This window comes from Rhodococcus sp. NPDC056516 (assembly GCF_042794655.1).
GTDB lineage: Bacteria > Actinomycetota > Actinomycetes > Mycobacteriales > Mycobacteriaceae > Rhodococcus_F.
Map to the genome: position 1 here is coordinate 96,304 of NZ_JBHTTG010000011.1, position 18,084 is coordinate 114,387.

An 18,084-nucleotide genomic window follows, 5' to 3' on the forward strand; every position below is an offset into this window, starting at 1 on the left:
GGGTTGGTCGTGATCGTTGAACGGTCGTACAGGTGGGCTGACTAGTTGCTGGTCAAGGCTATCCCGGTTACGTATGTCACATTTGGGTGTTGACAACTCGCCTCCACCAGGTAAAACTACAACTGGTTATGACCGGACAGTACCCGTTGGAAGTCCGGCTCCACAACAGTTTCGACAAAACGGTTTCGGCCTCACTTCCGAGCATGAACCGTGACCAGCATTTTCACGAAACCTGCACGTGCACGACACCCGAATTTCCAGAACCACTGGCCGATCGCGACGCGGCCCGGCGAACGAAGAAGGTCCTTTGATGACTCTCGAAGACACCCCGAAGAAGGAATCGAAAGTGTTCGCCGGGGTTCAACGCCTCGGCCGAAGCTTGATGCTTCCGATCGCAGTTCTGCCGGCTGCGGGAATTTTGCTCCGCCTCGGTCAGGACGACCTGCTCGGGCGGTTCAGTTCGATGCACAGTGCCGCGGCCGTGATCTCTGCGGCGGGACAAGCCGTCTTCACGTGGCTGCCGCTGATCTTCGCCGTCGGTATCGCGATCGGCTGGGCCAAGAAGGCCGACGGCTCGACTGCCTTGGCAGCCGTCGTCGGCTACATGGTGATCGACGGAGTGTTCAAGGCGATGTCGCCGATCGTTCTCGAAGGGAAAACCGACCCGAACGGGGATCAATCCCTGATCAACTACGGTGTGCTCGCCGGCATCGTGATGGGCTTGCTGTCGGCGATCTTGTGGCAGCGGTTCTATCGAACGAAGCTTCCCGATTATCTCGGATTCTTCAACGGGCGCAGGCTCGTTCCCATTCTGACGGCAATCACCGGTCTTGTCGTCGGTGTCCTGATGGCATTCGTGTACCCGCTGTTCAACTCCGGCCTCAACTGGGTCGGTGAAGCAGTTGCTTCCAATACCGTTGTCGGCGGCGGCATTTACGGCGCAGCGAACCGCCTCCTGATCCCCACCGGCTTGCACCACATCTTGAACTCCGCCGTGTGGTTCCTGATCGGCGATTACCAGGACGCGAGCGGTCAGATCGTTCGCGGCGACCTCAACCGGTTCTTCGCCGGCGACCCCTCCGCCGGTACGTTCATGACCGGCTTCTTCCCGATCATGATGTTCGCCCTCCCCGCTGCAGCCTTCGCAATCTGGCGCAACGCCAAGCCTTCTCAGAAGAAGCTCGTCGGCGGCATCATGCTCTCCACCGGCCTGACCGCCTTCCTCACCGGTATCACCGAGCCTCTTGAATTCTCCTTCATGTTCGTCGCGTGGCCGCTGTACGTCATCCACTCACTGTTGACCGGTACGTCGATGGCGCTGGTCAATGCGCTGGGGATCCACGACGGATTCACCTTCTCCGCAGGCTTCTTCGACTACGTGTTGAACTTCGGCAAGGCGACCAACGCCTGGATGTTGATCCCGATCGGGCTCGGGTATGCGCTGATCTACTACTTCCTCTTCAGTTTCGTGATCAAGAAGTGGAACCTGCGCACGCCGGGACGAGAAGAAGAGGTCGAGGTGGCCGCAGGTGAGCCCGACCCCGCGCTGCTCGAGGCCGAATTGGCACTCGCAGCCGAGGGCGATACCCGCACCGACGCCCCACTCGTCGCAGAACTTGAACACAAGCTCGACAAGGAACTGGAAGGACGCTGAACATGGCGATCGCAACCACGACAATCGGATCCCGCGTCGGACTCCACGCCCGACCCGCAGCGCTCTTCGCGCGCGCCGCGGCCGACCTACCGGTCGACGTCACCATCTCGCTCGGCGACGGCGAACCCGTCGACGCCTCCAGCATGTTGTCGGTCATGACTCTCGGTGCCGCATTCGGCGATTCGGTGACCTTGCGTGCTGACGGTGACGGCGCCGATGCCGCGGTCGGTTCACTCGCAGAGCTTCTCGCTTCGGAACTGGACGAAGCCTGATGACGGCGAGTGTGGACAACCGCATTGCGGGTATCGGAGTGAGCGCGGGTTCGGTATGTGCGCCGTGGCTGCGATTCTCCACGCCCGAACCGACCTCGGCGTCGGATCGGGTCACGGGCAGTCCCGAGGCGGAGCTGAACAGAATCCGAGAGGCACTGGACGCCGTGGCGGAGGAACTGCTCACTCGTGCACAGTCCGTCGAAGGTGTACCCGCGGAAATCCTGACGACCTCTGCTGCGATGGCGCGCGACGCGGGCATCGTGAAGGCGGCCAAGGCGAACCTGGAGTCCGGGTTGCCGACAGCTCACTCGGTGGCGATCGCCTTCGACACGTTCTGTGAAAAGCTCACGGCGCTCGGCGGATACATGGCCGAACGGGCAACCGATTTGCGTGATCTCGGACAGCGAGCTGTTGCCGTGCTCCGCGGTGAGCCGATGCCCGGAATCCCCACTCCGGGTCACCCGTACATCCTCGTGGCGCGCGACTTGGCGCCGGCGGACACGGCGACTCTCGGTGACAGCGACGTGGTCGGACTGTTGACCGCGGAAGGAGGCCCGACCAGCCATACGGCTATCTTGGCGAAGTCGCTCGGAATCCCGGCCGTGGTCAACTGCTCCGGAACCGACCTGCTGATGGAGGGCAAACTCCTCATCCTCGATGGCACTACCGGAACGGTCACCATTGATCCCTCTGCAGAAATGTGTGAGCGGGTAGCCCTCGAAGCATCCTGCGCGGCAGAGCAGTTGGCTTCGGCACATGGTCCGGGTCGCACACGCGACGGATTCGCGGTGAGATTGTCGGCCAACATCGGAACCCTCGAGGACGCCGCCCGGGCCGGGGCGGCGGATTGTGAGGGCGTCGGACTGTTCCGTACCGAATTCTCGTATCTCGGGCGTCACGACGCTCCTTCGGTGGAGGAGCAGGCCCAGACGTACACGTCTGTGCTCGAACACTTCGCCGGACAGAAGGTCGTGGTCCGCACTCTCGATTCGGGTTCGGACAAGCCGTTGCCGTTTCTCGATCTCGGGGTCGAAGAGAACCCGGCACTCGGCATCCGTGGGTTACGAGTCGGCACGGTCTATCCCGACACTCTGATCAGTCAGCTCGACGCTCTTGCCGCCGCAGGAAACGCGACGGGCGCCGACCTGTGGGTGATGGCGCCGATGGTGGCCACGGCTGACGAAGCGAAAGACTTTGCAGAACTTGCGCGTTCGCGGGGAATCGGCAAAGTGGGAGCGATGATCGAGATTCCAGCTGCCGCTTTGCGGGCAAGGGACCTCCTCGAGCATCTCGATTTTGTCAGTATCGGCACCAACGATCTGAGTCAGTACACCTGCGCCGTGGATCGTATGGCCGGGAGCCTGGCGCAGCTGCTCGATCCGTGGCAGCCGGCGGTCCTCGATCTGATCGCGATGGTCGGTCAGGCGGGCGCCGACGCCGGGAAACCGGTTGGCGTGTGCGGTGAATCCGCGTCGGATCCGCTGCTGGCTCCGGTTCTGGTCGGTTTGGGCGTCACGAGCCTGTCGATGTCGGTCCCGGCGTTGGGCGCCGTGCGCGCTCAGTTGGCGTCACTCGATCTGGCGGTGTGCAAGGACATGGCAGCTGCGGCGCGGGGCGCGCGAAACCCGATCGAGGGTAGAGCAGCCGTGGCGCGGATTCGCGAGTCCGCATGAGCACACCAGGCTCGGCCACAGTAATCGATCCGATTGTGCTGCGGGGAACGGTGATCGGGTCACCGATCGGCAAGATTCACGACGGCGTTGTCGTCGTAGACGGTCAGAAGATCAGCTGGGTCGGCTCGGCTGCGGACTACGTCGCGTCGGCGCCCGTCTTTGCCATTCCGGAACGTTCCGACTCGTTGATCATGCCTGGACTGATCGATGTCCACAGTCACGGCGCAGCGGGTGCTGGTTTTCCGAACACCGACGCCGATGGTGCGAGCCGCGCCGCAGCGCATCATTGCGAGCACGGCACGACCGGAATGTTGGCCAGCCTGGTCTCCGCGCCGCGCGCAGATCTGGTGCGGCAATCAACGATGCTCGCCGACCTGGTAGAACGCGGAGAACTTCTGGGTATCCACCTCGAGGGGCCGTTCATCAACGGCGTCCGCTGCGGTGCCCAGGATCCGGCGGCGATCATTCCCGGTGATCCGGATCTGCTCGAAGCCGTGTGTGACGCCGCGCGGGGCACCGTACGGTCGATGACTTTGGCACCGGAGACCGAGAACTTCGAAGAGTTGCTCGCTATCATGCGACATCGCAACATCGTGCCGAGTTTCGGTCACACCGATGCCGACGCGGCAACGACGTCGGCGCGCATCGGTGCTGCAGTGCAAGGGAATTGGGCCGGGCAGATCAGTGCGACCCACCTGTTCAACGGGATGCCGCCGCTGCACCATCGATCGCCGGGCCCCGTAGCGGCGTGTCTGGCGGCGGCGGCGCGAGGCGAGATGGTGGTGGAACTGATCGCGGACGGAGTGCATCTTGCTCCCGAGACCGTGTCGATGGTCTTCGACGCGGTCGGGCCGGACCAGATTGCCTTGGTCAGTGACTCCATGGCGGCTGCCGGAATGGACGACGGCGACTACCAACTCGGCGCTCTCGACGTCACGGTGCACGAAGGCGTCGCGAGGCTCGCGACCACCGACGGCAGTTCCGGTGCCATCGCCGGAGGGACTGCAAGATTGCTCGATGTGGTGCGTAGCACCGTATTCGACGGTGGAGTCGCTCTCGAAGACGCGGTCGCAGCAGCAACTCGGAGCCCAGCGCGCCTGCTGGGACTGGGCGACCTACTCGGATCGTTGGCCGTCGGCGCTCGCGCCGACATCGTGGTCACAGATCGTCAATTGCGCCTGGGGCGTGTACTACTCGGCGGAAAGGCCGCCGGAAAGGAAGAATCATGGAAATCGTAATTCAGCCGACACCCGCGGAGGTCGATTCGACCGTCGCGGACATCGTCGAAGGATATGTCAGAGCCGGGGCGACGACGCTCGGGCTCGCAACGGGGTCGTCGCCGATCGGAACTTATCGTGAACTGGCAGCGCGGCATCGCGACGCCGAACTCGACTTCTCGCTGGCCCGCGCCTTTCTGCTCGACGAGTACCTCGGATTGCCGAAACGGCATCCGCAGTCGTACTACTCGGTGATTCGGTCGGAGTTCGTCGATCACGTCAACCTGGATCCGGCGATGGTGTCCAGCCCCAACGGTGAAGCGCCGTGCCCGGAGAAGGAGATCGCCCGGTACGACCACAGCATCGCGGCGGCCGGGGGAGTGGACGTGCAGTTGCTCGGCATCGGCACCGACGGCCATATCGGCTTCAACGAGCCCGGATCGTCCTTGACGTCGCGCACCCGCGTGAAGACACTGACCGAACAGACCAGGATCGACAATGCGCGGTTCTTCGACGGTGTGGACGACGTCCCGCACCACGTGCTCACCCAGGGCCTCGGAACCATCAGCGATGCAAGGCATCTGGTGATGATCGCGACCGGAGAAGGTAAGGCAGATGCGATCGCTGCCGCGGTGGAAGGTCCGTTGTCCGCGTTCTGCCCGGCCTCGGTGATGCAGTTGCACCGCCATGTCACCGTCGTGATCGACGAAGCTGCGGCCAGTTCGCTCAAGCTTGCCGATTACTACCGGTACGCGCTCGAACACAAGCCGTCGTGGCAGTCCTTCTGACATGACCGTCTTGGAACTGGCTGTGCAGGACGTGCGGGGGGCGAGGATCGCGCGTTCGGTAGGAGCAACTCGAGTCGAGGTGTGTGCGGCCCTCGGCCCGACGGGGGGAGTGACGCCCAGCATCGGCGTGATCGAGGCAGCGTCGGAAGTGGGGATCGCGGTACACCCGCTGATCCGTCCGCGCGCCGGAGGTTTTGTGTTCTCACCCGACGAAGTGTGGGTGATGGAGCACGACGTCCGTGCTGCCGTGGCGGGGGGAGCTGCCGGCATCGTGATCGGCGCGCTGACAGAAGACAATTCGATCGACACCGTCGTGCTGCGCCGCATCATCGGATGCGTCGACCCGGCGAGAGTCGAGGTGACAGTACATCGTGCGATGGACGTGGTGACCGACCGTCTGACCGCGCTGGACGAACTGATCGACCTCGGCGTGACCCGCGTGCTGACGTCCGGTGGAGCGGACACTTGCAGTGAGGGACTCGAAGAGATTCGGCGAATGGTCGAACATGCCGCGGGCCGGATCCAGATCATGGCGGGTGGCGGAATAACCGTCGACGACATTGCGGCAATCGCTGCCGTCGGCGTCGATGCGGTGCATCTCTCGGCACGCAAGGTTGTCGCGGTGTCCGGCGGACCTGGTGGGGGATCGGATGGATACGACGTCACCGATGCCGTAGTCGCGCAGGAAGCGGCAGTCGCGCTCCGCGCTGTGAGTGCTTAGGGAGCCCCGGGACTCCTTAACCACTCACGGCGCTTGGGCTCTAGACATACATGGACATCCAACTATAGGATGGTAGACATATTCACTGCTGCCTCCTCGGCGGTCCATACGAGCAAGGAACGGGTTAGCACAATGGTTGAAAATGCGACGGTTCACGAGTTGACGCACTTCGTCGGTGGCAAGCGTGTTCCCGGGACATCTGATCGATTTGCAGACGTGTTCGATCCCAACACCGGCAAGGTGCAGGCCCGCGTCCCCCTCGCGAGCAAGGCCGAGACCGAAGCCATCATCGCCAATGCCGAAGAGGCGCAGCTGGTGTGGGCAGCGTTCAACCCGCAGAAGCGCGCCCGCGTGCTGATGAAGTTCCTGCAGCTCGCTCAGGCGGAGATGGATTCCCTGGCCCGCCTCCTCTCGTCCGAGCACGGCAAGACCGTCGCCGACGCCAAGGGCGACATCCAGCGCGGCCTCGAGGTCATCGAGTTCGCCGTCGGCGCTCCGCACCTGCTCAAGGGTGAATTCACCGAGAGTGCCGGCACCGGCATCGACGTGTACTCCATGCGTCAGCCGCTCGGCGTCGTTGCCGGCATCACGCCCTTCAACTTCCCCGCGATGATCCCGCTGTGGAAGGCCGGCCCCGCCCTTGCCGCCGGTAACGCCTTCATCCTCAAGCCCTCCGAGCGCGACCCCTCCGTGCCGCTGCGCCTGGCCGAGTTGTTCCTCGAAGCGGGACTGCCCGCGGGTGTGTTCAACGTGGTCAACGGTGACAAGGAAGTTGTCGACGTCCTGCTCACCGACGATCGCATCAAGGCCGTCGGCTTCGTCGGCTCCACGCCGATCGCTCAGTACATCTACGAGACGGCCGCAGCTCACGGCAAGCGCGCACAGTGCTTCGGCGGCGCCAAGAACCACGCGATCGTCATGCCGGACGCCGACCTCGACGAGGTTGCCGACGCCCTGATCGGCGCGGGCTACGGCAGCGCCGGCGAGCGTTGCATGGCCATCTCGGTTGCCGTGCCCGTCGGCGAGGAGACCGCGGACGCTCTCGTCGCGAAGCTGAAGGAACGCGTCGCGAAGCTCAAGATCGGTCGCAGTGACGACGAAGGCGTCGATTTCGGTCCCCTGGTCTGCCAGGATGCCCTCGACCGCGTCAACAACTACGTGCAGATCGGCATCGACGAGGGCGCAACGGCAGTCGTCGACGGCCGCGGCTTCACCCTCGAAGGCCACGAAGGCGGATTCTTCGCCGGCGCAACCCTGTTCGACAACGTCACCTCGGACATGCGCATCTACAAGGAAGAGATCTTCGGACCCGTCCTACAGGTGGTACGCGCTGCCGATTACGAAGAGGCACTTCGTCTGCCGACCGAACACGAGTACGGCAACGGCGTCTCCATCTTCACCCGCGACGGCGACACCGCGCGTGATTTCACCGCTCGCGTCAACGTCGGCATGGTCGGCGTCAACGTGCCGATCCCGGTCCCGATCGCGTACCACACCTTCGGTGGCTGGAAGCGCTCCGGATTCGGTGACCTGAACCAGCACGGTCCCGACTCCTTCCGCTTCTACACCAAGACCAAGACCGTGACGCAGCGCTGGCCTTCCGGCAAGAAGGAAGCAGGTCAGGAGGGTCGCTCCGTAGACTCCGCTCCTGACAACCACTTCGTCATCCCCACGATGAACTGATCGGAACACTTTCCATGTTTACTCTGACCGATGACGAGCGGGCGATTCGTGACACTGCCCGCGACTTCGCGGCCGAGCATCTGGCGCCCAACGCAGTGGAGTGGGATCAGACCAAGCATTTCCCGGTGGACGTCCTCCGTAAGGCGGCGTCCCTGGGGATGGGCGGTATCTACATTCGTGAAGACGTGGGTGGCAGTGAACTGAGCCGCGTCGACGCTGCCCGGATCTTCGAAGAACTCGCCAAGGGTGATCCGTCGATCGCCGCGTACATCTCCATCCACAACATGGTCACGTGGATGATCGACCAGTTCGGCAACGACGAACAGCGCCACAAGTGGGTTCCCGGACTCTGCTCGATGGACCAGCTGGGCAGCTACTGCCTCACCGAACCCGGTGCGGGATCCGATGCTGCGGGCTTGAGCACCAAGGCTGTTCGCGACGGTGACGACTACATCCTCAACGGGGTCAAGCAGTTCATCTCCGGCGCAGGCACTTCCGACGTGTACGTCGTGATGGCCCGCACCGGCTCTGCAGGTGCCAAGGGCATTTCGGCGTTCATCGTGCCCAAGGATTCACCCGGACTGTCCTTCGGTGCCAACGAGGTCAAGATGGGATGGAACGCGCAGCCCACTCGCCAGGTGATCTTCGAAGACGTGCGCGTTCCCGCTGCCAACATGCTCGGTGAAGAGGGCAGCGGATTCCGCATCGCCATGAAGGGTCTCAACGGCGGCCGGCTGAATATTGCCGCCTGCTCGGTCGGTGGGGCTCAGTCGGCGCTGGAGAAGGCCGTTGCATATCTGGTGGACCGTAAGGCTTTCGGTTCGGCACTGATCGAGTCGCAGGCCCTGCAGTTCCAGCTCGCCGACATGCGCACGGAACTCGAGGCTGCCAGGACACTGCTATGGCGCGCCGCCGCAGCACTCGAAGACGGAGCGCCTGACGTCGTGGAGTTGTGTGCGATGGCCAAGCGCTTTGCCACCGACACCGGATTCGACGTTGCCAACAAGGCTCTCCAGCTTCACGGCGGGTACGGCTATCTTGCTGAGTACGGGATCGAGAAGATCGTTCGCGATCTTCGCGTTCATCAGATCCTCGAAGGCAGCAACGAGATCATGAGGGTGGTCATCGCGCGCAGCGTGGTCGCATCAGGTCAGGGAAAGCAGGGAGCAGCATGAGCGACGAGCTCGAGGTATTGATCGAAAAGCGTGATGGGCTGGGGCTCATCACCCTCAACCGGCCCAAGGCGATCAACGCCCTCAACCACTCGATGGTCAAGGCGATGGCCAAGGCCCTCGAGGAATGGAAGTCCGACGACGACGTCAAGGCCGTCGTACTCACGGGCGCCGGCGAACGTGGTCTGTGCGCCGGCGGCGACATCGTCTCGATCTACCACGACGCCAAGGACGGCAAGACCGGTTCGCTCGACTTCTGGCGTGAGGAGTACATCCTCAACTCCGAGATCGCGAACTACCCGAAGCCGTACGTCGCGATCATGGACGGGATCGTCATGGGCGGAGGCGTCGGAGTGTCCGCACACGGCGACATTCGCATCGTGACCGAGCGCTCGATGATCGGAATGCCCGAGACCGGAATCGGTTTCATTCCCGACGTGGGCGGAACGTACCTGCTCTCGCGCGCTCCCGGCGAACTCGGAACGCACATCGCGCTCACCACGGCGCGTCTGAGCGCTGGCGATGCCATCGCAGCAGGCTTCGCGGATCACTTCATCCCGTCGGAGAACATCGAGACGTTCATCGCTGCGCTCGCCTCTTCTTCGGTTGCCGACGCCGTGGCGCAATACGCGGAGCCGGCTCCGGTGTCGGAGCTGTTGGCCCAGCAGAGTTGGATCGACGCCGCGTACTCGGCAGACGACGTCTCCACCATCGTGGAGCGTCTTCGCGCAAGTGCAATCCCCGAGGCGGAGAAGGCCGCGGAGCAGATTCTCGGCAAGTCGCCCATCGCACTGTCGGTGACCCTGCGGTCCCTGCGCCATGCCAAGGAAGCAGCAGGCTTGGAAGAAGTCCTCAACGAGGAGTTCCGGGTCTCGACGGCTGCGCTCGCCTCACACGATCTGGTCGAGGGCATTCGCGCCCAGGTCGTGGAGAAGGACCGAAACCCGAAGTGGTTGCCGGCAACTCTCGACGATGTCACCGCAGAATCCGTCGACGCCTACTTCGCCCCGCTGGGCGACAACGAGCTCGGACTCGCCCCCCAACTGCAAGGCAACTGATCACCGCCGAAGGAGCATCACTAATGAGCACCATTGGATTTATCGGACTCGGTCACATGGGTGGCCCGATGGCGGCCAATCTCGTCAAGGCCGGACACAAGGTCGTCGGTTTCGACCTGGCACCCGCGGCGCTGGAGCAGGCAGTCAAAGACGGTGCATCGGTAGCGGATTCGGCAGTCGACGCCGTTCGCGGTGCTGACGTCGTGATCACGATGCTGCCGAGCGGTAAGCATGTTCTCGGTCTGTACGAAGAACTGCTGCCGGTGGCAACACCGGGCACGCTGTTCATCGACTGTTCCACCATCGACGTCGCCGATGCCCGCGAGGCACACGACAAAGCCGAAGCAGCCGGTCACCGCAGCGTCGACGCACCGGTCTCCGGTGGAGTCGTAGGGGCAACCGCAGGCACTCTCGCATTCATGGTGGGCGGTTCCGAAGCGGACTTCCAGGCCGCGTCACCGTTGCTGGACGTGATGGGCCGCAAGGTCGTTCATTGCGGCGACGCCGGTGTCGGCCAGGCTGCCAAGATCTGCAACAACATGATCCTCGGCATTTCGATGATCGCGATCAGCGAGGCGTTCGTGCTGGGCGAGAAGCTCGGCCTGAGCAACCAGGCGCTCTTCGATGTGGCGTCCAACGCCTCGGGGCAGTGCTGGGCACTGACCACCAACTGCCCGGTACCGGGACCGGTCCCCACCAGCCCGGCCAACAACGACTACCAGCCCGGCTTTGCTGTCGCGCTGATGGACAAGGACCTCGGTCTGGCTGCAAATGCGCTGCGCAACAACGGCGTCGATGCGGAGATCGGGCTCAAGGCCGCCGAACTCTACAGTCGCTTCCATGCTGCGGGCGGTGGCGGTCAGGACTTCTCTGCCATCATCAACGACATCCGTGACCGTTCGACCGAAGGACAGTAGTGACCGACTTCAACACCATCATCCTCGAGCGTAAGGGTCGCGTCGGCGTCATCACGCTCAACCGCCCGAAAGCTCTCAACGCACTGAACTCCGAGCTGATGAACGAGGTCGTCGCTGCGGTTGCCGACCTCGAAGCGGACAACGGCATCGGAGCCATCCTGATCACCGGTTCCGAGCGCGCCTTCGCCGCCGGCGCCGACATCAAGGAAATGCAGTCCAAGACGTACATGGACGCATACGTCGAGGATTTCTTCACCCCGTGGGACCGCGTTGCAGCAGCTCGTAAGCCGCTGATCGCAGCTGTCTCCGGGTACGCGCTCGGTGGTGGCTGCGAGCTTGCGATGCTCTGCGATTTCATCATCGCTTCGGATACCGCGAAGTTCGGTCAGCCGGAGATCAAGCTCGGTGTCATTCCGGGTATCGGTGGCTCGCAGCGCCTTACGCGCGCCGTGGGCAAGGCCAAGGCCATGGAACTGTGCCTCACCGGCCGCAACATGGACGCAGAAGAAGCCGAGCGCGCAGGCCTGGTCGCCAGGATCGTTCCGGCCGCCGATCTGCTCGACGACGCGTTGAAGACCGCAACCACCATCGCCGAGATGTCGCTGCCGATTGCGATGATGGCCAAGGAAGCAGTCAACCGCTCCTTCGAGACCACCCTCGCCGAGGGCGTCCGCTTCGAGCGTCGGGTGTTCCACTCGACCTTCGCGACGGAGGATCAGAAGGAAGGCATGACCGCGTTCGTGGAGAAGCGGTCGGCAGAATTCAAGCACCGCTGAACTCGAGCACCGCTGAACTTCTAGACCGCTGAAACTGCCCTCACACTCGTCGAGAGTGTGAGGGCAGTTTCTTTGTGTACGGGTGGTCGGTTCACCACTTGGTGGGCGCGCCGCCGGTGTCGAAGTCCCCGGCGGTCTTGCGAAGCTCAGTGAGGATCGTCACCAATTGTTCGAGCTTGTCCTGCTGGAGTCCGGGGTGAGCGAACACCTTGCTGTTGAGCATTTCGGTCGCTTCGAGGGCCAGTGCGCGACCGGCGTCGGAGATCTCGATGAGCGTCGCGCGTCGATCACTGGGGTGCGGGACCCGCCTGACCAACTCCGCTTTCTCCAAACGGTCGACGGCATTGGTGACACTGGTGGGGTGAACCTGGAGGCGGGCACTTGCCTTGGCCATCGGGAGTGCGCCCGACCTGGTGAAGGTGAGAAGCGTCAGCAATTCGTAGCGGGCGAAGGTCAACCCGAGCGGCTTGAGTACCTCTTCGACCCGCGCCATCATGATCTGCTGGGCTCGCATCACCGATGTGACCGCAGCCATACCGTCGGCGACGTCGCTCCACCCGTGCTCCGTCCACTGACGATGCGCCTCTTCGATGGGGTCGAGGGGGAGCGGTGCGGGGGGAGACATAAGGTCGATCATCCCATGCTCCGAAGCGGTCGGGTGCCTTGTCTGATTGTGTGTCGCAGCCGCTTACGTCTGTAGAGTCCCACGGGTGATTTCAATCCTCGTCGCGGGTGGCGTCTCGTTGTTCGTCGCCCTCTTCCTGACTCCGTTTCTCATTCGTGTGCTTTCGCGGCAGGGGCTCGGGCACGAGATTCGGATCGAGGGCCCGCAGAGTCACCAAGGCAAGCGTGGCACCCCGTCGATGGGCGGCATCGCGATCATCGCCGGCATGTGGGCGGGCTACCTGGCGGCACACATCATCGGTTTCGGCTCGCGGCTACCGCGGCTGTCTGCGTCCGGTTGGTTGGTTCTCGCGCTCGCGACGTCACTGGGAATCGTCGGCTTTCTCGACGACTTCATCAAGATCCGCAAGAAGCGCAACCTCGGGCTCAACAAGACGGCCAAGACCGTTGGTCAGCTGGCGAGCGCTATCATCTTCGGCATTCTGTTCCTGCAGTTCTCCAACAACAACGGAGTCACACCAGGCAGTCAGTATCTGTCCCACGTTCGTGACATCTCGGTGTTCTCGATGGGGGCCATCGGCTTTGTGGTCTTCTTCTGCATTCTGGTGTTCGCCTGGTCCAACGCCGTCAATTTCACCGACGGTCTCGACGGTCTCGCAGCCGGCTCGATGGGCATGATCCTGGGGACCTACGTCGTCATCGCCGGCTGGCAGTACCGGAACTCGTGTGTCCTCGAGCCCGCCGCCGGATGCTACGACGTTCGTGACCCTCTCGATCTCGCGATCGTTGCTGCCGCAGCAGGCGGAGCGTGCCTGGGCTTCCTCTGGTGGAATGCCGCCCCGGCTCAGATCTTCATGGGCGACACCGGCTCCTTGGCGCTCGGCGGCCTGGTGGTCGGCCTGTCCGTCACGACGCACACCGAGCTGCTGATGGTCATCATCGGCGCCCTGTTCGTCGCTGAGATCCTGTCGGTGATCATCCAGGTTCTGGTGTTCCGATCGTCCGGCCGACGCGTATTCAAGATGGCCCCGATCCATCATCACTTCGAGTTACTCGGCTGGCCGGAAACCGTCGTGATCGCAAGATTCTGGATCTTCGTCGCGATCTCGTGTGTCCTGGGACTTGCCACCTTCTACAGCGAGTGGTTCTCCGCTGCCGGTTAGACCGATTCACTCTTTCGGGTCGTAGCCAGAAGAGCGATCAGCCCGAGCGACACACACGCCGTCATCGTGACGGCCAGAGCCGTGCTGGTGTTTCCCAGTAGGCCGACGGCGGGCGCGATGGCCGCGCCGACGCCGAACTGAAACGCACCGAGCATCGCCGCAGCAGTACCGGCCGCTTCGCCGTGACGAGCGAGAGCCAGCGCCGGGGCGTTGGGGAGAACAAAGCCGATGGCGCCTGCCATGACCCACAGTGCGATCACGAATCCGGCCAGCCCGCCCAGTTCGAGGACCGCGACAGTGATAACTACCGCGCCGGAGACAACCGCAGCGACGAGCGCCCACTTGGTGATCTGCTGAGGAGTCCAGCGGTCGAGCAGTCGGACGTTGACCTGCGAAGCACCGATCAACGCGATAGCGCCTGCGCTGAAGAGCAGCGCGAACTCCTGTTGATTGAGGCCGTACTGGTCCTGATAGACGAATGACGCGCCTGAGACATACGCGAACAACGACGCCATGCCGACGCTGGAGACGAGCGTCAGGACCATGAACGTGCGGTCGCCGAGCAGCGAACCGTAGGTACGGAGAACCGACTTCAATCCGCTCGGGCGACGCTTTTCCTTCGGTAGTGTTTCTGCGAGTCCGAACGCCCCGATCATCGCCGTGCCGACGCCGATCAATGCCAGGACGACGAAGATCCCGCGCCAGTCGAGGGCGACGAGGAGAGCGCCGCCGATGCTGGGCGCCAGGATCGGTGCAACACCGAGCACGAGCATCAGCCGGCTCATCACGACGGCAACGGTGTTACCGCTGTAGAGGTCGCGGACGATCGCCATGGTGACCACTGCCGCGGCCGCCGCGCCCATGCCCTGGAAGACCCGCAGGATGCCGAGGACCGCGATGCTCGGTGCGAAGACCGCCAGCAGCGACGCCAGGATGTGCACGCCGATTCCGGCAAGCAGCGGCTTCTTGCGGCCGAGAGTGTCCGAGAGCGGCCCGACCAACAGCTGTCCGAGTGCGAGGCCGATGAGAGTTCCGGTGATCGTCAGCTGAACCGTTGACGACGAGACCCCGAGATCGGCGCCGATATCCGGCAGCGCGGGCAGGTACATGTCGATGGTGAAGGGCCCGAGCGCCGTCATGGAACCGAGGGCCAGGATCTTGCCGACACTCGGCTTGCGGTCGACACTGCTCGTTTCCAGCGGGGCCGCCTCCGAGGGCGGAGCTGCCTTCACAGGCGGGGCTGCCTTGACGGGCGGGGCGACGGCGGTGTTCTCGGCACTCATGAAACCTTCTGGGTTGTCTGGGTCTGGCGAACTGCTCGGTCGTTCGGTCGAAATTTGGGCCGTAATCGAATGACCTGCGCCCACCGAGGGAGTCAGCATCGAGACTGACCGATTTGTTCCCGAAGGGCCCGCAGTTTTCCCAGAGAATGGAACGCTTGGTGGGATTGCACTCGAATCATGCTGAGCGGAACTGTGGTTCGACGCCGTCACTCGGGGCAGAGTTACTCAGTGACGCGGGTGTGGCTGAGTGGCTAGGCACCGGCCTGCAAAGCCGTTCACACGGGTTCGAATCCCGTCATCCGCTCGTGTCGGAGACCGACAGGCGTACCGCCTGCCGGTCTCTCTTGTGTAGTCCTGGTTCGCGTCGTCGGCTGAGATAGTCTGGGCTGCCGGAGCGAGCGGACCACATGAGTGAGGCACTGATTTGATTTCGGGACAGGACCTGCGATCGCGGCGCTTGGACGTGGGGATCAGTCAATTCCAGTTCGCCCGCCTCGCTGGAGTCTCGTCAGCCGTCGTCTCCGCGTGGGAACTCGACAAGGCGTATCCCAAACCACCGGCGGAGCGAGCAGTTCTCGCGGCCCTCACCGCATTGGAATCCGCGAAGCGCGAGGGCACGTACGCGGCGCCGCGGAAGCGATCGAGCGGTAGTACCCGTGCGCGTCGGGCGACACCGGTCAACGACCCCGCCTCGGTGGCCAGGCGTGCGGTCGCGGGGGCAGGAAGCGGCGGCCCCACCGTATTGACGGCGTTCTCCGGTTGTGGCGGTATGGCTGAAGGCTTTCGGATGGCGGGGTTTTCGGTAGAGGGATACATCGAAGTCGTGCCGGAGGCGCGCGCTACCTTCGATCGGAACTTCCCCGGCGCGAAGTGCCTCGGAGAGGACATCCGGGCGATCGACGAAGCCCGTGTGAAAGATCTTCTGGCACAAGTGGATATCGATGTTTTGGCCGGGGGACCGCCGTGTCAGGGTTTCAGTCTCGCCGGCCGCCGAGACCGCGACGATCCGCGTAACCATCTCTTCCGGAACCTACTCGAGCTCGCCGATCTGGTGAGGCCGAAGGTCGTGGTGATGGAAAACGTTCGGCTGCTGCTGAGCATGAAAGACCCGGACGGCGGGATGGTCGTCGACCGGATTCTCGGCGAGATGGCTGCACGTGGTTACGACGCGTCGGTCAATACGGTCAATGCGCAGGATTACGGAGTCCCGCAGTTCCGGGAGCGAGTGTTCATCGTGGCGACTCACCGGGACAGTGGTATCGGACCACTGCGTTTTCCGCCGACGACTCACGGCGTGAATGGTGTTGCGCCGCTGCGAACTTTTCGTGACGCCACCGTCGACCTGGCTCCGCTGGAATCCGGGCAGGCCTGCGAGACGGACCCGCTGCACTGGGCCGTCGAGCATCCCGAGCACGTCCTGCGGTGGCTGCGTGATGTGCCGGAAGGGATGTCGGCTCATGACAACGAAGATCCGGCCATGCGACCGTCGTCCGGATACAACACGACGTACAAGCGACTGCGGTGGGACGAACCGGCGTCGACGGTCGGAACCACGTTCGGGATGATCTCGGCTTCACGCAACGTGCATCCGAAACACACGCGATCGTTGACTGTTCGAGAAGCTGCTCGCCTCCAGACCTTTCCCGACGACTACGTCTTCGAAGGCAAGTGGGGAGCGGTGCGCACGATGATCGGCAATGCGGTGCCGCCGCAACTGGCCTTGGCGCTGGCAGGAGAGATCAAGAAGACGCTCGGCTGAGGTATGGCGCCGACGAAAAATGGGGCCGACATTGTCGGCCCCATTTCGAGTTACGCCCTGGCAGGGGGGTGGTGCAAGCGAATCAGCTGAGGTTGAGCTTGGCGATCAACGGCTGGACGACCTTGATGATGTCGATGACGGCGCTGAGGGTGTTGATGGAACCCATGTTTCGGTCCTCCGTGTCGTATGTACAGGTATGTATGTACAAGGTTGTGTCTGCGTGGTGTTTCCATGCGACCTCGTGTCGCAGACACAAATTAGCAAATTGGACGCTTGTTTGGGTCGAAATGACCACTTTGCGCTGAAGTTGCTGAGAAGTTCACGGATTGTTCAGGAACGGAAACAAAAAACAGGCCGGACTCCCCGAAGTCCGGCCTGTCGATGACGCTTTGCGATCAGCTGAATGCCGACAACGCGCTGATGAGGCCGATGCCCGCAACTGCGACCTTGAGGACACTCAAGATGTCTTCGAGCTTGACACCCTCGGGCAATACGTTTTCGACAGACTCCATGTTGGATCCTTTATGTGTTGGGGTCGTGGTCCAGCGCCACTGCAAGCAAGATACCCAATCGTGACCACCTGTGAAACCCCGGCGCGCAGATCACAGTTGTGTTGCGCCGGACTCGCTAGCTGTCGCAGCCACCGTTGCCGCCACAATTTGCTCGACGCTGATGCCGGCGGCCGGTAGGCAGTGGTAGAAAATTCGTTCGCAGAGGTCGACCATCTCGCCTCGTTCGAGGGTCGGCTCGTCGATCCAGTTGACGACGATTTCCTCCATGAATGCCTGCCATCCGGCAATGGTTGCCTCGACCGTCGCATTCGACTCGATGCTCAGATCCGTGAGCGCGGCGACGATCCACGTAGTGAAGGTGCGGCGCATCCCGCGGTAGATCGTGCGCATCCGGACGTCGCCGCTGCCGGCCATCCGCATAACGGCAAGGTAAATGGTGGGGTGCTCGATAACGGCGTCGACGAAAGTCTCGATACCTGAACGCAGCTGGGACGTGATCGGTAGCTCGGGATCCGGCCGCATTCGATCTTCGAGATCGGCCGAGGCGGCCTCGAGTATGGCGTTCTGGAAACCCTTTTTGTTCTTGAAGTAGTGGAACAGCAGCGGCGGTGAGACGCCGGCCTCGGCCGCAACCCGGTCCATCGACAACTGATCGAAAGGCTCGGTCCGCAACATGTGCACTGCCACCTCGAGGATTTGCCTCTGACGGTCTTCGGGGGAGCGGGGGACTGCAGCCATTCCGACATCTTATGTATTCGCCCGGAAGGTTCATTGACTTTTACTCAACGCTGTCTATAACGTGAGGTAACACA

17 protein-coding genes and 1 tRNA gene are annotated in these 18,084 nt (G+C 63.0%); 14 read left to right on the forward strand and 4 right to left on the reverse strand.

The annotated features are described in order from the left end of the window. Positions 1-310: 310 nt before the first annotated feature. From ACFQ6Y_RS29085 to ACFQ6Y_RS29135, 11 genes are all read left to right on the forward strand, one after another. Positions 311-1,654, forward strand: coding sequence for a PTS transporter subunit EIIC (locus ACFQ6Y_RS29085; RefSeq protein ID WP_378539426.1), 1,344 nt, complete (start codon positions 311-313; stop codon positions 1,652-1,654). Positions 1,655-1,656: 2 nt separating this feature from the next. Further along, on the forward strand, positions 1,657-1,926 hold the full coding sequence (locus ACFQ6Y_RS29090; protein WP_019749212.1) for an HPr family phosphocarrier protein: 270 nt from the start codon (positions 1,657-1,659) through the stop codon (positions 1,924-1,926). Beyond that, positions 1,926-3,599, forward strand: a complete 1,674-nt coding sequence (gene ptsP, locus ACFQ6Y_RS29095) for a phosphoenolpyruvate--protein phosphotransferase (protein WP_378640187.1) — start codon at positions 1,926-1,928, stop codon at positions 3,597-3,599. The genes ACFQ6Y_RS29090 and ptsP overlap by 1 nt, the downstream gene beginning before the upstream one ends. Continuing rightward, complete coding sequence (locus ACFQ6Y_RS29100) at positions 3,596-4,837, forward strand: N-acetylglucosamine-6-phosphate deacetylase (protein ID WP_378640189.1); 1,242 nt, start codon at positions 3,596-3,598, stop codon at positions 4,835-4,837. Before ptsP ends, ACFQ6Y_RS29100 begins: the two co-directional genes overlap by 4 nt. Continuing rightward, positions 4,825-5,604, forward strand: coding sequence for a glucosamine-6-phosphate deaminase (gene nagB, locus ACFQ6Y_RS29105; protein WP_378449301.1), 780 nt, complete (start codon positions 4,825-4,827; stop codon positions 5,602-5,604). The genes ACFQ6Y_RS29100 and nagB overlap by 13 nt, the downstream gene beginning before the upstream one ends. A gap of 1 nt (position 5,605) precedes the next feature. Beyond that, a complete protein-coding gene (locus ACFQ6Y_RS29110) occupies positions 5,606-6,325 on the forward strand; it encodes a copper homeostasis protein CutC (RefSeq protein WP_378640192.1) in 720 nt (239 codons plus the stop codon). Between the two features lie 132 nt (positions 6,326-6,457). Continuing rightward, positions 6,458-8,008 (forward strand): CoA-acylating methylmalonate-semialdehyde dehydrogenase, encoded by a 1,551-nt coding sequence (locus ACFQ6Y_RS29115; protein ID WP_214888709.1) that lies wholly within the window; start codon positions 6,458-6,460, stop codon positions 8,006-8,008. 14 nt (positions 8,009-8,022) lie between these two features. Beyond that, positions 8,023-9,183, forward strand: coding sequence for an isobutyryl-CoA dehydrogenase (locus ACFQ6Y_RS29120; protein WP_378539430.1), 1,161 nt, complete (start codon positions 8,023-8,025; stop codon positions 9,181-9,183). Then, positions 9,180-10,238 (forward strand): enoyl-CoA hydratase/isomerase family protein, encoded by a 1,059-nt coding sequence (locus tag ACFQ6Y_RS29125; protein WP_378640195.1) that lies wholly within the window; start codon positions 9,180-9,182, stop codon positions 10,236-10,238. Before ACFQ6Y_RS29120 ends, ACFQ6Y_RS29125 begins: the two co-directional genes overlap by 4 nt. Before the next feature lie 23 nt (positions 10,239-10,261). After that, positions 10,262-11,155, forward strand: a complete 894-nt coding sequence (mmsB, locus tag ACFQ6Y_RS29130) for a 3-hydroxyisobutyrate dehydrogenase (RefSeq protein ID WP_003941308.1) — start codon at positions 10,262-10,264, stop codon at positions 11,153-11,155. Further along, positions 11,155-11,931 carry an enoyl-CoA hydratase gene (locus ACFQ6Y_RS29135; RefSeq protein WP_003941374.1) on the forward strand — a complete coding sequence of 259 codons (777 nt, stop codon included), beginning with the start codon at positions 11,155-11,157 and terminating at the stop codon, positions 11,929-11,931. Before mmsB ends, ACFQ6Y_RS29135 begins: the two co-directional genes overlap by 1 nt. Positions 11,932-12,022: 91 nt before the next feature. Here the strand turns inward: ACFQ6Y_RS29135 and ACFQ6Y_RS29140 are convergent, their stop codons facing one another. Beyond that, a complete protein-coding gene (locus ACFQ6Y_RS29140) occupies positions 12,023-12,556 on the reverse strand; it encodes a MarR family winged helix-turn-helix transcriptional regulator (RefSeq protein ID WP_054825961.1) in 534 nt (177 codons plus the stop codon). An 85-nt stretch (positions 12,557-12,641) separates the two neighbouring features. Here ACFQ6Y_RS29140 and mraY point away from each other — a divergent pair, with 85 nt between their 5' ends. Next, positions 12,642-13,718: a phospho-N-acetylmuramoyl-pentapeptide-transferase gene (gene mraY, locus ACFQ6Y_RS29145; protein WP_003941316.1), complete on the forward strand. Its 1,077-nt coding sequence runs from the start codon at positions 12,642-12,644 to the stop codon at positions 13,716-13,718. On the opposite strand, the gene ACFQ6Y_RS29150 is transcribed toward mraY, so the two are convergent. After that, positions 13,715-15,001, reverse strand: coding sequence for a multidrug effflux MFS transporter (locus ACFQ6Y_RS29150; RefSeq protein WP_378539433.1), 1,287 nt, complete (start codon positions 14,999-15,001; stop codon positions 13,715-13,717). The genes mraY and ACFQ6Y_RS29150 overlap by 4 nt on opposite strands. Before the next feature lie 233 nt (positions 15,002-15,234). On the opposite strand from ACFQ6Y_RS29150, the gene ACFQ6Y_RS29155 reads away from it, so the two are divergent. Further along, positions 15,235-15,305, forward strand: a tRNA-Cys gene (locus ACFQ6Y_RS29155). A gap of 159 nt (positions 15,306-15,464) precedes the next feature. Continuing rightward, positions 15,465-16,760, forward strand: coding sequence for a DNA (cytosine-5-)-methyltransferase (gene dcm, locus ACFQ6Y_RS29160; RefSeq protein ID WP_378640199.1), 1,296 nt, complete (start codon positions 15,465-15,467; stop codon positions 16,758-16,760). Positions 16,761-16,842: 82 nt separating this feature from the next. Here dcm and ACFQ6Y_RS29165 read toward each other — a convergent pair whose 3' ends face one another. Continuing rightward, positions 16,843-16,968, reverse strand: coding sequence for a hypothetical protein (locus ACFQ6Y_RS29165; protein ID WP_003941303.1), 126 nt, complete (start codon positions 16,966-16,968; stop codon positions 16,843-16,845). A gap of 394 nt (positions 16,969-17,362) precedes the next feature. After that, positions 17,363-18,010 (reverse strand): TetR/AcrR family transcriptional regulator, encoded by a 648-nt coding sequence (locus tag ACFQ6Y_RS29170; protein WP_378449308.1) that lies wholly within the window; start codon positions 18,008-18,010, stop codon positions 17,363-17,365. Between the last annotated feature and the right edge of the window lie 74 nt (positions 18,011-18,084).

Bases quoted from the DNA above. Each gene is read 5' to 3' on its own strand.
- ACFQ6Y_RS29120 (WP_378539430.1), top strand. From the start codon at position 8,023: ATGTTTACTCTGACCGATGACGAGCGGGCGATTCGTGACACTGCCCGC.
- nagB (WP_378449301.1), top strand. From the start codon at position 4,825: ATGGAAATCGTAATTCAGCCGACACCCGCGGAGGTCGATTCGACCGTC.
- ACFQ6Y_RS29150 (WP_378539433.1), bottom strand. From the start codon at position 15,001: ATGAGTGCCGAGAACACCGCCGTCGCCCCGCCCGTCAAGGCAGCCCCG.
- ACFQ6Y_RS29140 (WP_054825961.1), bottom strand. From the start codon at position 12,556: ATGTCTCCCCCCGCACCGCTCCCCCTCGACCCCATCGAAGAGGCGCAT.
- ACFQ6Y_RS29125 (WP_378640195.1), top strand. From the start codon at position 9,180: ATGAGCGACGAGCTCGAGGTATTGATCGAAAAGCGTGATGGGCTGGGG.
- ptsP (WP_378640187.1), top strand. From the start codon at position 1,926: ATGACGGCGAGTGTGGACAACCGCATTGCGGGTATCGGAGTGAGCGCG.
- ACFQ6Y_RS29110 (WP_378640192.1), top strand. From the start codon at position 5,606: ATGACCGTCTTGGAACTGGCTGTGCAGGACGTGCGGGGGGCGAGGATC.
- ACFQ6Y_RS29100 (WP_378640189.1), top strand. From the start codon at position 3,596: ATGAGCACACCAGGCTCGGCCACAGTAATCGATCCGATTGTGCTGCGG.
- ACFQ6Y_RS29090 (WP_019749212.1), top strand. From the start codon at position 1,657: ATGGCGATCGCAACCACGACAATCGGATCCCGCGTCGGACTCCACGCC.
- ACFQ6Y_RS29085 (WP_378539426.1), top strand. From the start codon at position 311: ATGACTCTCGAAGACACCCCGAAGAAGGAATCGAAAGTGTTCGCCGGG.
- ACFQ6Y_RS29170 (WP_378449308.1), bottom strand. From the start codon at position 18,010: ATGGCTGCAGTCCCCCGCTCCCCCGAAGACCGTCAGAGGCAAATCCTC.
- ACFQ6Y_RS29115 (WP_214888709.1), top strand. From the start codon at position 6,458: ATGGTTGAAAATGCGACGGTTCACGAGTTGACGCACTTCGTCGGTGGC.
- mmsB (WP_003941308.1), top strand. From the start codon at position 10,262: ATGAGCACCATTGGATTTATCGGACTCGGTCACATGGGTGGCCCGATG.